This is a genomic window from Microbacterium marinilacus, assembly GCF_019753765.1.
In the GTDB taxonomy this organism is placed as follows: Bacteria; Actinomycetota; Actinomycetes; order Actinomycetales; family Microbacteriaceae; genus Microbacterium; species Microbacterium marinilacus.
Genome location: NZ_JAIJZW010000005.1, coordinates 16,898 through 31,100, shown reverse-complemented (window position 1 = coordinate 31,100; position 14,203 = coordinate 16,898). Strand labels below are relative to the sequence as shown.

5 protein-coding genes are annotated in these 14,203 nt (G+C 63.5%); 2 read left to right on the top strand and 3 right to left on the bottom strand.

The window, feature by feature from the left end:
• Positions 1-589 precede the first annotated feature (589 nt).
• Positions 590-2,047 (top strand): ATP-binding protein, encoded by a 1,458-nt coding sequence (locus tag K5S26_RS09705; RefSeq protein WP_221857793.1) that lies wholly within the window; start codon positions 590-592, stop codon positions 2,045-2,047.
• Positions 2,044-4,002: a Druantia anti-phage system protein DruA gene (locus K5S26_RS09700; protein ID WP_221857792.1), complete on the top strand. Its 1,959-nt coding sequence runs from the start codon at positions 2,044-2,046 to the stop codon at positions 4,000-4,002. Before K5S26_RS09705 ends, K5S26_RS09700 begins: the two co-directional genes overlap by 4 nt.
• A 43-nt stretch (positions 4,003-4,045) precedes the next feature.
• Here the strand turns inward: K5S26_RS09700 and K5S26_RS09695 are convergent, their stop codons facing one another.
• Genes K5S26_RS09695 through K5S26_RS09685 form a run of 3 tightly spaced genes read right to left on the bottom strand, consistent with a single transcriptional unit; the run spans position 4,046 to position 13,565 of the window.
• On the bottom strand, positions 4,046-9,631 hold the full coding sequence (locus K5S26_RS09695) for a DEAD/DEAH box helicase (protein ID WP_221857791.1): 5,586 nt from the start codon (positions 9,629-9,631) through the stop codon (positions 4,046-4,048).
• Complete coding sequence (gene druD, locus K5S26_RS09690) at positions 9,628-10,713, bottom strand: Druantia-type antiviral defence protein DruD (RefSeq protein ID WP_221857790.1); 1,086 nt, start codon at positions 10,711-10,713, stop codon at positions 9,628-9,630. The genes K5S26_RS09695 and druD overlap by 4 nt, the downstream gene beginning before the upstream one ends.
• Positions 10,710-13,565, bottom strand: a complete 2,856-nt coding sequence (locus K5S26_RS09685; RefSeq protein ID WP_221857789.1) for a hypothetical protein — start codon at positions 13,563-13,565, stop codon at positions 10,710-10,712. Before K5S26_RS09685 ends, druD begins: the two co-directional genes overlap by 4 nt.
• Between the last annotated feature and the right edge of the window lie 638 nt (positions 13,566-14,203).

Below are 14,203 nucleotides of genomic sequence, written 5' to 3'. Positions count from 1 at the left end.
CGCGGCCGTTGTTCGATCGTCCTCACGATTCGCTGTGGGACGCAGCCGCAAGCGGCCTGCTGACCTGCACGTGCGCCCGCCCGTGCGAACAAGCGTGTTCGAAAAGCGCGCTATCCGGAGCCGCCTTCCCGCTGAAGTTCATGCTCCTCGGTCCGATAGGCCTCGCATCGTCGCGCGCATCCGAACCCGGGACGCTGGATCCCCTCGCAGGGCCCCGAAGTCGATATCAGCGTGCCGACGATGGGAGCTGCGCGATGACTACTGGGGGTGATCGGGGCAGTGGAGCGACAAGAAATGCCTGATCGGGCAGGGTAACAATGCAATCCTCTTCCATTCGTGGACGCTTTTCGCGTCGTGCGCGGCTGCTAGTCCCACCCGAGCGCGACCTGGCGAGGTGGCCCGGGTCCGTCACCGATGGCCCGATCCGTGATGGCGCCTAGGAAGCAGCGACGATGGGGCTTCCTTGAACCCTCGGATTCTGTCGGCTTCGGCGTGGCGAACGCCGAAGAATCGGTGCCGCTGCTTGCTCGTCATGGTGGCTTCGCCGAGCTACTCTGGAGATACCCCGGTATCCAGTGAGAGGGCTTCGATGAGTGGCAGAACCAACACCACCCGGCGGTCGGACGAACTCGTCGTATCGTCGAATTTCATCCGGGCCGTGCGCGAATCCGGCTACATCAGCCTAGCCACGGCGCTCGCGGAACTCATCGACAACTCCATCCAAGCAGGGGCGACTACGATCGACATCACCATCACCCGACCAGATGGGGCACAGCACCCGGAGATCGAGGTGCTCGACAACGGGGTCGGAATGAGTCGTCGAGAACTTGAACTCTGCCTAAAGTTTGGCGGCTCATCTCGTTTCGACCGGCGTGAATCATTTGGTCGTTTCGGGATGGGGCTGCCTGCCGCATCCCTCAGCCAGGCACGTCAAGTCGAGGTCGTCGCGTGGCAAGACAGCGGCCGCGCCCTCGCGGTGACCATCGATGTGGATGCGATCGTCGCTGGAGAGCCTCCAGCCCTGAGAGCAAGGCCCACGACCTCTCGGTCAACACCATCTGGCTGCCGGGTCACGTGGCGGACCTGTGATCGTATCGAATACCGGCGCCTTGGATGGCTAGAGCGTTCGCTCCGCCGTGATCTCGGACGTATGTATCGGCGACATTTGTTCGAGGGATTGGAGGTTTCGCTCAATGAGCGGTTGCTCGAGCCTGAGGATCCGATGATGATGTCGACGCGCATTAACGGCGAGGCAGCAACGCTTGCCTTCGCACCGCTCGCATATGAGCTTCGGACGCCTGATGGCGGCTCCGGTTGGGTGCACGTCCGCTTTGCTAGCCTTCCGGTGCACCGCTGGCATCATCTCGACAACTTGACGAAGCGACGCTTTGGGATAGTTGGCGGTGGTGGCGTCTCGGTACTTCGCGCAGGACGCGAGATTGCTCACGGCTGGCACCTGATGGGAGGCAAGCGCCGAGAGAACTACGATGATTGGTGGCGCTGCGAGATTGAGTTCGAGCCGACACTCGACGACCACTTTGGAATCACTATCAACAAGCAAGGCATACGGCCCTCGACTGAACTACGCGAAGCACTCGAACCTGAACTCGAATCGATCGCCCGCATGCTCAACTCCCGCGTCCGGCAATCGTTCGATGACGTAAAGTTCGAGGCCGCCGCCGAGATCGCCTGCCGAGTGGCCGCGACCGCTGATCCGGACCTTCCTGTGGTGAGGGATGGCCGCGGGCATGGGCGAGGCCCGCTCGCATATCGGATCAGCACCGCGCAGCTCACGCCCGATCTGCTCTTCGCGACGTCGCTCCACGCGGGTACCCTTGAGGTACAACTCAACGTCGATCACCCCGCTTTTGCTGCGCTCTACGCGCCGCTGCAGGCGTTGTCCGATGGTGCGGGCGCTCAACTGCGCACCGCAGTCGAATTGCTCCTTCTCTCGATGGCGCGAGCAAGCCTCGCCAGCGGCGAAGGGACCAACCAACTCCTGTCCCAGTGGGGTTCGACCTTCGGACGGATGCTTCAGAAAGCATGACTGAGTCGACGTTTCTGCCGCTCAACCTTCCTGTCGGATCAAGTCGCGCCGAGCGGGCGAAGTTCCTCCGGCTCTGCCGTGCGCTATCTGAATCGTCTGCCTCTGGGTCGACGCACGCGCAGTGGCTGGAGCGCGCAGGCCTGGGGGACATCTATGCCCAGCCAGTGCTCGCCGCCGCGGCGCACACCGCGATCGATCTTGTGGATCAGGGGTGGGTTGTTCAGGTCGACCGACTCGGCCCGTTGTTTTCACCGCCCGCCGTCCGAGGAGACCGTGAAGCTGAGAAGTCGCGCATCCGTGCCCAGGAGCATCTCAGGCGCGATGAACAACTGCTGCGGCCAAGCGTGCGGCGCTTCGTGCAGGGTATGGAGAGACCACACCAGTTCGGCGATTCGCTGGTCTCGGTTTTCGATCTGATGCGCGATGGGCGAGAACTCGCAGACGCACTCGACCGCGACCCGACCGGTCGGACCGCGATCCAGCCGTACGTGCAGGTGGTTGATGACTCGGTCTGCTCTTTGACTGGCTTCCGTCTCCATGACATATGGCGGTACTTTCGCCACACATGGTCGAATGCCTACGCGACGGTGCCGGGTCGCTCGATGCCGATCCTCGTTCGTGACGCGGCCACTCCTCATCACGCCGTGATTGGGCTGGCAGCCATCTCGAGCCCCGTCGTTCAGATTGCCGAACGCGACAGTTGGATGGGCTGGGAGACAGATGAGTTCCTCCAATCGATCCGGGAGGAGCCCACTGATGCGCTTGCGCGGTGGGTTGACCGACGGGTCTCCGCTCAGATCGACGCGATCTATATCGAAGATCTACTCCGGGCTGGCGTGCTGCAACCCACAGACATCGCCAAGCCAACACAGGAAGTCGTCGGGCGACTGAAGGCCGACGCGGAACGATATCGGCAGCGTCATCACCGCTCGGCCACTATTCGCGAGGTTCGCAACATCGGGCGTGATGCCTGGGTGGCCCGCGCGGAGACCGATCTTTTTCGGAGCAAGCGATCGGCCGCCCTGGCTGAAGCGCTCGACATTCAGATGTGGCTGGGCTCATACCTTCGTCCTGAGCCGTCAGCCGAAGGGCTCGCCGCGGCATTTGAAGATCGGCGGGCCCATGCCCAACTTCGTCGGCTGATCCGCCGTGCGCGCGGCGAGCGGGTCGGAACGGTCATCGCTGACCTCACGGTCTGTGGTGCGGTCGCACCGTATAACGGCCTCACGGCGGGCAAGCTCGTTGGAGCGCTTGCGGTATCACCGGCTGTGCTGGCCGCCTATGAGGAGAAGTACAACCGGCCAAGCGAGATCGCGTCTGCCATGGCGGGTCGACCCGTCGTGCGCGAGGCCCGTCTGTCTCTCATCAGCACCACGTCGCTCTATGGAACGGGGTCGAGTCAGTATAACCGGCTGTTCTGGCCGGCTGAGGTTGTGGGCGGTGACGCCGGCGCGCGCATGGGCTTTCACGAACTCGGAAGGTCGCGATCTTTTGGAACGTCGCACTTCACGGACGAGACGGTCGAAGCATTGCTGCGGCTTTCGTCGCTGCGCGACTCGTCCGTGCGTGTGAACAGTCTGTTCGGGGAGGGAGTCAGTCCACGGCTCCGAAAGGTGCGAATCGGTCTGGCTGCGCTCGGCTGGCCGACGAATGAACTCCTGAAGCACGGTCGTCAGCGAATCCTCTACGGCGTGCCGCTCGTCCGAAACCTTCGCGACTACTCGCTCGGGATTGACGATGATCCCGACTACATCCTTGACCCGTCCCTGCCGGACGGCGACCAGCGAATTTCTGAATGGTGGCTGGACCGCTGGGCACTGCGCCGGGCGGGCCAGCCCGAAATTCGCGAGGCTATGGCGCGCCACCGAATGACACGTCCCGTCATGCATGGTGCGCGAGTGCCTCTCCCTCCCGAGGAAGACGACTTGCCGCTGTCGGCCGGAAGTGCGCGGTGACTTTGCGCGAAGCGGTTACCACTCGCAGGCCGTCGAGGTGCTGTCACTGGACGAAGTCCAACACCTCGCGAGAGGCGTTCGGGAGGCTGCGGGCGATAATCAGGTCGTCTATGAACTTGACATGCTCGGAGGTCTCTTCTGCGACACGGTGCAGTTCCTGTGTGGGAGCCACATTGGGGGTCATGGGGCCATGGACACCGATCAGCGCTCGTTCTCCGCTCGTCTTCGTCGCAAGGATGGGGACGACCACTGGACCGACGCCATCGATGTCGATCTGGGCATCGCGTTCGAAGTGAACGTCATCCGCTCCCGACCGGTGGAGGTCTTCGAAGAGACGTTGCACGGAGCGGTCGACACGTGCGGGCGAAAGCTCGGGGAGCGTGCCGTCGAGTAGGTAGCGCAGCAGGCTGGCGCCGACATGGCGGTCGAGTTGTGTGTGCTCGAATCGGTTGCGGAAGCTCCGAAGGCACCTGTAGCAGGATTCCTCGCACTGAGCTGGGCACTCGACCAGTCGCTCCAGCGCGAGCTCGAAGATCTTCCGTCCCAGCTGGCTCACCTGCTGAGTGAAGCCAGCGCCGCCGGACAGGGTGTCGTAGAGGTAGATTTCGGCTTCACGCCCGTGTCCGCCCCATTGCGTGAGCGCGGGCCGAAACTCCGCTTGCAGTTCGCTGGCCTCGATCTGGAGGTGTTTCGCTGCCGCGATGGTGAGAGCTTCCGCGACGGTGCGGAGCGCGACTTGGGAGGACAGATACGACGGTCGGAGTGTCACCGGATCGGAGACCGTCAGGCGGATCAGCAAGACATCTGAGAAGAAGTCCGTGCCGAGTACCAGATCTCGGGAGACTCGACCACCTGGACACATTGGATCCTTGTCAGGGAACGGTTTGGCATGCGTTCCCGCGAGCAGTGGCGTTGGCATCGCGGTCGGTTCAATGAGCCCGCACCATGTGCAAAACGTGTAGCCCTCGTTGTTCGGACCGGTGTTGGACACCAGAAGCTTCTGGTGATCGAAGTTGAGTTGAATACGATCGTTCACCTGCTCCCAGAGTTGGGCATTCCCGGGGCCGTCGGCGATGAGTTTGGCGCGGGTCGCGTAGCTAACGGCTGGTGCGTCGTCAGGGCTCGTGCCCGGCGGCTGGCCGATTCGATGCGCGAATCCTGGCGGACGTAGCCAGTTCATGCCAGGGCCGAAACGGTCGCCCTCGCAGGCAGGGCAGACGCCCGTGCGACCGCGATCCACCTGTTCCCACGGGAGGTGGGTTGCGTAGTGGCAGTCCTGGCACTCGAAGTAGATGCGACGATCGTTCCAGGCCTCCGAGAGCTCCTTGCGCATCGGGGAGTAGAGGGCGCCCGAAGTCCACTCACGCTTGTCGACCCACACCACTTTGCCGGGCGCGTACTGGCTCAGGGCGACGGTGAGGCCCTGGCTTGGCGCGTACTGGAATGCCGGACGGTACGGGGTAGACCGATCCTCGTCGAATACGTGGAAGCTGACGACATCGGTCGGGAAGGCGTAGCGCGGAAGCACCCCCTTATAGAGCAGACGGTCGAGAAGCTTGTCTCGGGCGCGCTGGGAGCTCAGCTCCTCGCCATTGTCCTCAGCAGCAGATTGATCCGTTGAGTTCGCTTCTGCCGCTTCCGTGCCCTCGTTCGCTGAAGGTTCGGCGTCATCGGCTGGGGGGGTCTGGTCGGGCGTGGGCTCGGCGATTGCCGGTGCGGGTCGGATGTCGAGCGCATCATCGATGCCGTGGAGAGTTGAGGTGACCAGGCCGGCCAGTACCTCGTCTCGATGGTCACCGCTGATCTCGCTTGGAAGCCAGTCGTCGACTTCGCCACGAAGTGTGGCTTCGTTGGTCAGAAGCCAACTCTCGAAATCTGTCCGGTTGAGCGTCGCCGAATTTGACAGGAAGTCGCCAACCGAGCCAAGCACTTCGAAGAGGTTGGCGGGCATCGTGGTCGGGTCGATGTGTGGGACTCGGTCTTGGTGATATCGCTGCAGCAGGAAGGCGGTGATGTGGCGCTTGGCGATCTCCACGTTGTCGACAGTGAGGATTGGGTCGGCGACTTCGCCGCTGACCATCTCGGCTGGCTCACGGAAGTAGTGGTCGTCGTGAGTGTCGGCGCTGCCGAACGCGATCACGGTTGCCACCGCGTTCCCACGGCGCCCCGCCCGGCCGGCACGCTGCTGATAGTTGGCTCGTGATGGGGGCATGTTGCGGAGTGCGACCCCGCTCAGCGACCCGATGTCGATGCCGACCTCCATCGTGGTGGTGCAAGACAGGAGGTCGATTGCGACCTCTGGTTGCTCTCCTGGTGCAGGCATCGCGATGTTCACGTCCTGGAACAGAAGCTCGTACATCTCTGCCTTCGAGAACACGTCGTCGCTCTGAGACGAGTTCAGCTGGGCGGTGTGCTCAGCTGCGACGACGCTCATCACCTCGCCCGGTGGCGTCGCGAGGGCGCGGCGCGAACTTGCGCGGTAGTAGCCCTTGCGAGCTTGGAAGACTTCGTCCGTCTCAGGATCGAGTGACCTCACCTTGTCGGCACCACAGGAGATGCAGGTGATTCGACCGGGGAAGTGGCGCTGGGTGGAGCGGCACCGCTCGCAGTAGCCCCAGGCGGTGTCGAGGTCGAGTGCCACCGTGCGCGCGGCGAGCTGATACTTGTCACCGACCTTCTGGCAGAACTTGCTCTGCAGAATGGGCAGCCATTCGGCATCGAAGATGCGCCGAGCCTCACGGGTGCCGAGCCAGGTCGTCAACTTGGTGAACTTGCCGCTCACGGCTTGGACTTTGGTGCCCTTCCAGTCCGCACTCATCGCGGAGAACCAGATGCCGGGGCGCATCCAGAGCGATAGCCACATCCGGACCAGCGCGAGCTTTTCATCCTCGGTTGTCGCGATACCGGGAATGTCGACCAGTTCGGCGAGCACGGAGTTCTTCAGGTTGCCCCGCTCGCGGAGGGAAGCGAGGCCGAGGGATGTGAATCCGTAGTAGCGGCTCGTGAGCGCGGGGACCAGGCTGCGCAGAAGCGACTGCGGTGGCGGATCCTTGATGGCGTAGAGCTGCATGAACTCCGCTGGATCGCTCAGGGCGCCGCGCTCGAGCGACTCCGAGACCTGCGTGAATGCCTCGAAATTCTCTGTGCCGGTGAGCTCAGGGCGAAGTCGAACCCCCAGCAGCTTGGCCCCCACCATCGCGACTAGATAGAGATCCTCCAGGCTCATGGTCGGCGCGACAGGGTGCTTCGATAGCTCGCTCCAGCCCTTGAGGATGATCGGTCGCACGGCGTCGCGAAGTGAGTACTCCTGGACATTTGGTGCGAGGCGAGCGGCTACCTGTCGCGAGTCGGAGAAGGCGAGCACCTTGCGGCCTCGGAGCGGAGCGAAGTCGTCGGCTGGCTTCGGCCCGGGGGGCTGCACCTCGATCTGGCGACTTACGAGTGCTCGGAAGGGCTCGTCACCCTTGGTTTGGTGGTCTTGGACGCTGGTGCGGCCGAACAGTGCGTGATCGCCGCATACGCCACATGGGTTGAACTCTCCGGGTTGCTTCTGTCCGCCCGTCGAGTCGTTATCTTGTTTGTGCTCGTCGTCCTGCTGGAGTCGCACCCAGACCTTGCGCCAGCGATCACCGGGATCGTGCGGGTTGAGGCGACCGGTGACGAGGTCCAGTTCCTTGAGGACTGCGTTGCCGACATCGTCGGACGGTTCTTCAAGCAGCAGATCGATCGGTTGGAGCGCCGCGATGGGACCCGAGGCTGTCTGGAAGGCACCGCCCGGTTCCTGCCACAAGAACGATGGGTTGGCGAGGTCGTCCGTGTACGCCCGTGCATACGTGGCGCCGCATTCGCGACACGTGAAGAGCTCAAAGACACGCGCACCGCAGTCGCAGGTGCTTCGGGGCTGGCCATACAGCGCACCGACTGGACCCTTCGGGATTTCGCCGCGGTCTACCGAGCAGTTCTCATCGAGGCACACCCAGATGCCAGGAAGGCCGCGGAAGAAGGCATGTACGCGGCATGGGAGCAGCCCGGCATCGTCAGACTTGAGGCGAGCGGCGCTCGCGAGCGCGATCAAAGTGGAGGCGGCGCGCTCCGCCAGTGTTGGGTCGATTCCCGGGAACGTGTGCGCGCCCAGCGTGTGGACAGGCAGCGCTTGCTTCATTGTCTTGTTGACCAGGAGGCCGAGTGGGGCGTATCCATTCAGCGCGCGGTACAGCAGGGCGCTTGAAGAGGTTTCGGCGTCGTGAGCGACTCCGCGGTACTTCAGGAGGGGAGCCAGCGCCTGTGCTCGCGCGTTGTCCGTCTCCGCTTTGTAGTAGGCGTCCATGGGAACTTCGGCCAGCACTTCAGCGTCTTCAAGCGAGCCAGGTGCTGCTGGATCCCGCAGGTCGAGCGTGCCCGTGACCGCGTCAAAGTCGCTCACGTCCTTGCCGGTCAGCTGCGCGGCGAACGCCTGGGCCTTCTCGGCTCCCGAGAAGCTTGCACTGGTGGCGATGACCTGAAGGCGATCGGCGGGGATATCGAGTCTGGCTCGCAGACGTCGCATCAGGAGCGCAACTTCGGCGCCTGCCGCGCCGCGGTAGAGGTGTGCCTCATCGATGATCAGGAGGAACTTCTCTTCCGGGTTATCCCGTAGCCACTGCCGCGTCGCATCGAAGATGGGACGCTCGAGTGGCCGCATCAGCATGTACTCGAGCATTGAGTAGTTGGTGATGAGGACATCGGGCGGCGATGCTAGCACCTCGTGGCGCGTGAGGAGTTCGGCGTCGCCCGGGAGCATGACCGCGCGCTGGAAGGCACCGGTCTTCGAGTCCACCCAGTGTTGTCCGCTCGACCCGTACCAGGCCTTCAAGTCCGGCTTCGCCGGCCACTTGCCGCGCGCCTTTAGTTCTCCGATGAGCTGCGCTGCGCGCTTCTGCCGGGGGGAAGCCGGCTTCGCTGCTTCGTCGAGGAGGGCGATGTAGTACTTCTCAAGCGATTTGAGTCTGGTTCTGTCCTTCTCAGCTGTTCGCACGCCGGGATACAGGGTTCTACTGGTGTAGCGCGCGAAGCGTGCGGGTCGATCAGCCCACGTTGTGAACTGGCTCGTTACTCGCTCGTCGCCGAGAAGCAGGCGAAGGCGGCCAAGCTGGTCGTTTACGAGCGCGTTCATGGGGTAGAGCACGAGGGCGCGGACTCCGGGCGCCGCGAACGACTGTGGCCGGTTGGCGGCTTCCTCGGCAAGCTTCGCCAGCATCGGGAGTAAGAAGGTCTCTGTCTTGCCGGAGCCGGTACCGGTCGTGACCACGAGACTCCGCCCGGACGCCGCAGCCTCGAGCGCGGCCGCCTGGTGCGTGTACGGAGGATCGAAGAGCAGCGGCGCGTGGTCGTGCGCCGTTGACGTCAGTCGAGCGAACAACTCCAGTGCGGCCTGGTCGAGCGTGAGCTCGGCGAACCGCCTGCCCGGGGTGTAGCGGGGTGTGCTCTCAAGGAACGGAGTCTGGAAGGTGTTGCCTTGCTGATCGAGGAGCACCTGCCGCTGACGGATCAACGACGGATGGCCGACGTGATACGTGGCTTCGATGTACTCGCGAAGGGCGTTCCTGATTTCGTCCGTCGTCTGGGCGATTGTGAGTGATCGTCGTGTCATCGTCCCTGTACTTCCTTGATTCCCGTCATCCACAGCGATTGCGAGAGAAACCCCGTGAGCGAATCCTCAGCATCGAACGGAACCCGATACGTGAGGAGCGCACCTTTTAACCGGCCCATCGGAATTCCGACAAGCGTGATGTATCGCTCTGCCCATGACGGTAGCGGAGCGAAGAGGTCGAGGAGTCGATTGCCGTCGGGCATTCCGGTCGAGCGGACCCTGAAGACCTGTGGTTGGCCTCGATGATGGTCGATAGCTGCTTGGAGATGGCGAGCCTCGTCCCACCCCGGCATAACTAACGAGTCAACCGGGAAGTCGAGAACAGCGCGCGGAATCCCGGCCGCGACATCGAGGACGCACCACACTGGTGCGCCATATGCCTGCGGGCGCCGGCCAACGAGCATGCCTTCATCGCGGGAGGTGAGTTCTCGCCAGCGGCCGGTGTAGTACTGCACCTGTGTCGTTGGATCGATGATCTCAAGACCCTGTATCTCGCCGGGCATCTGGTGCTGGCTTAGTAGGCGGGCCGTTCGCTCAATGAGCGCTGAGGCAGGCTCTTCGCGAGGGACGCGTGCCCATTGCTCGGCGGTCATTCGATGAAGCCCTGCGGCCGCCAGTGAAGCTGCGGCGTTGTCCGTCTCGAGTGTCAGGAACCGCGTGTGGGCTTCGTGCTCCACCGGGGCGCCGATGATGGATTCGTCGACGATCGGACTTGCGTTTGGCCTGACGCCGAGCAGCAGGTGCCGGCCCGGTCGAACCGTCACATACGAAGGTGGGGCGAGGTAGAGCTGGCGCGCGCCTGATTCCGCTGATCGCAGTTCGAGAAGATCGCCAACGCCGACAACCAGATCGAGTGCTTCGGCGACTACGTCGCGCTTCAGGTCCGGTGAGAGCGGACGAAGCACTTCGAGCACGGCGTCGACGAGTTGACGCGGCGTCGCGGGACACAGCAACGACGCTGCGCGGCGGATGGACGCGCACAGTCCCTCTACGGAGAGCAGCCCGGTCGCTTCGTGGTTGAGATCGAGCAACTCGACCGCCGTTGCCTCGAGGTCTGTCGGAGTCAGTCGCTGAATGCTCATCCGACGCCTCCTGCGACTTCTTCGACGGTACCGAGCACGGCGAATCGCGCAGCGCGCACGAGCACGGGGTCAGTCATCACCGCGCGGAGGTACACATTGCGTTCGGCCGTCTCCCACTCGAGAAGCTCGCTCGGGGAACTGGCGAGCTGGAGGAGGAACCGCGCACCCTTGAGTTTGTTCGGCATGCCCGATGACGAGATGAGCGCCCCCGCCGCCTCGCTGAATCCTTCGATGAGAAGCGCGCGGGTGTCCCACTCCCACAGGTGGTTCGCGATCGCTTCCGCGGCGACACGATGGGCAGGACTCTCACCGACAAGTGCCTGGGCTCGGTCGAGATCGACATCCGCCGCCGCCTGCGTCGCGATCTGACCCTCAAAGCTCGCCCATTTGCCAGGCGTGAGCAGTCCCACAAGCGCTCCAGTGATCGCGTCGAGGACCCGACGACGCTCGCGTACTCCAAATGGATGGGCAGGGAGTTGGGCGCTCTTCCACAACTGGTGACCCTTCATGAGTCTCGTGCATTCGACGAGTGACTTCTGGGTGGTAGGGATGGAAGGCGTTGCGTTACCAGTGCCAATCAGTTGGTTCGCGTCAGGGGGGATGATCTGCGCAGCTTGATCCTGCTCGTTGCTGGCCACGAGCAGGCCGCCGCGTGGCGGGCCTGAGAACTCCTGGTCGGCCGGCTGTGGCTGGCCGTCGAGCGGGCGTTCGACTGGATAGAAGACGACTTCGACCGGGTCGCCATCGGTGCGGTCGATGAGACGCGCGATGTAGCCGTTGTCGCGATGGCGCGTTGAGACAACCCACCGCAGCCCCTGAAAGCCGCGCTCACATCGGAGGGTGGCGAACCCCACGCCCGCCTTACTGACGGCCAGCTCAGCCGTGTCCGCTGCGTCGTAGTGACGGGCAATCTGAGGCTGCTCGCGCAGCCGAGCAACGATAGATTGCCAGTCACTGCTCGTGACCGGGACCCGGAGATTCTGGTGGTGGATTGCCAGCTGGGCGCCGCTGCTATCGCGAAGGGTGAGCGCGAGTTCGGCGCCTGCGTCGCTGGGCCCATCGATCTCCAGGAGCGCTCGACCATCCCAGAGCTCGGGAAGGCTCGGCTGTGCGGGGAAGCTGCGCAGCCGAATACCTTCGCCTGCGAGGCCAGTTTCGTTGTGCACATCCGGATCACGGATGATGGCGAGCAGGGACCCCTCAGTCTTGGAGTTCTCGCCGTTCGAGTCAACTGACACAACGATCTCGTGTGTCCCCGCGGGCAACTCCCCAAGCGAGAGAAACAGCTCGGACTCACCCTCCGGCCAGTCCAGGAAGTAGGGATCTCCGTTGATCCGTAGGCCGAGCTTCTTGGGGGAGTGTTCGGCATGGATCGCGATCAGCACCGGCTCGCCTGACAGCCACTCGGCGACGCCGTCGCCATCCCAGCGGCCCGCCACTACCCCGACTGGGCGTACGCGCACGTCGGAGACGACCGAGATGCCAGCTTCGACCAGCGCCGTGGAGTCCGCCTCACTGAGTGTGGCGGGCACGCTCATGACGTAGGCGCTCATGCCTTCAAGGGCGATATCCACCTTGACGCACCAGTCAAGCCGCGGCGGGGAAAGTGCTTGATCGCCGAGGATGAAGTAGCTGGCTCCGGGCCGAACGAACTTGCCCTTCACCTCGCCCGCGGGTGCTCCTGGCTTCTGGCGAAAGACCCACCATGGCCCCTGGGTGATCCGGCATTGCTCCGCGAGCAGGAGGTTGACCTCGTCCGACGCGCGTCGCAGCTGCAGGAAAGGCTGGGGCGGTGCGGGCCAGCGGGTGAGTTCGATCGGTGGCGTGGCGTAGAGGAGTCCACTGGTGGGGATCTCCTGACGAGCGCCCGTAACAATCGCGCGTGAATTGCGTAGCGCCTCGTACAGCTGGGGCATGGCATGCTGCAGGGGTCTGAGATCCGGCAGGATCGCGAATGCTCGCCAGGCGCCGCCAGCGTCTTCGCGCAGTTGAAGTTGCGGATCAGTTACTGCCGGACGCGGAGGTCGAGGACGAGCCCGGTCGTCCTGGCCTTCCGGAGGTCTGAAGTTATGGGTGCGGATGCTGCTGGCGGAGCGCCGAGCTTCTAACAGCCACCGCCGTGACTGGCGCTCCGAATTGAGGCTATCGACAATGCGCGCGAGGGCAGTCGACTCGATCAGTGGCGAGTCTGCGTGTTCGTCGGTGATGAGCAGGGCAACGCCGAGGCGCCCAACGATCTCTGTGTTCTGGCAGAACTTCTCGAGGCGGTCGCTGTAGTACCGAGACCATGCATGGAGTCGGGTGCCCAGGGCCGCGGGGTCGTCGAGCAAACTCGGCCAACTCGTTCGGTAGTCGGACAGCATTCTCGCGAGCTGCACTTGCAGATACCGGGGGAGGACTGCATGGGTGATCGGCCACGCAATCTTGCGGAAGGTGCGCGCCCAAGCACCCTGCGGGATTGCGCCTCCGTACTGCCGCGAGAACTTGACGAACCAGTTGCGAACACGATCTCGTTCATAGTCGCTATCGGACCAGTGGGGAGTCATCGAGGCGTAGATCGGCCAGTACTCGACTCCGTCGTAGACATATCCCACCTCCGCGGCGTGCACCACGAAGGGGAGCCACCAGTCTCGGCTCGCAGTTGGCATCAAGCCCAGTCGATGCGCGTCGCCTACTGCTTTCGTCAAGAGCTCGCGGTCGTCGGGGCTGAGGCCGTGTTCGAGCGCGAAGACAGGCGCTGCTGGCTCAAGACTCTGGCGGTAAGCAGCCAACCTGGTGAAGTGAGCGTCAAGATCCGCATGCAGGTGCTCCATCAACTCGATCGGGCTTGCGTGAGCAATGTCCTCCAACACGATCGCCCCCTACTACTCGAGTCACTAGCCCGCATGATGATGTTCCTAAGTCTGCCTGAGCGCACCGACACTCGACGCGGCGAGAGCATGTGTGTTGGCCAAGACGAACTCATTCGGAAATCCAACAGGATCTGCCTTAAGGACATCAAACGTGGCTACCCGAGAGTGCTGGCCTGGACGGAGGCCATCCTGCCCAAACCGTATCCGAAGGAGATCCGCGAGGACGTCATCCGCGTCGCGGAGAACCGTGAGCCCTGAGTCAGCGTCGAGCAGATCGCGAAAGACTTCGGAGTCTCGCTCGATGACCCTCACGAAGCGGCTCGCCCGCTTTCGCGCCGCTGAGAAGGCCCGCCGAGACCGGCTCCCCGTCGGCCGAAGACCGTGACGCCGAGCGACGGGAGTTGCGGCAGCGCAATCGGCGACTCAAGCAGGAGGTCGAGGTGTTGCTTCCAGCAACTGTGTATTTGTCGCAGGCGCATATGCCAGGGAGGCTCTACCCGCTCGTGCAAGAGCTACCACTGACGGGATCCCCGTCACGTTGACGTGCGGGGTTCTCAGGCTCGCTCGCCAGCCCTACTACCGCTGACTCGCCCACCCCATAACGAACGCCGAGTTGGCGGAGGCGTATCGCGCGAACG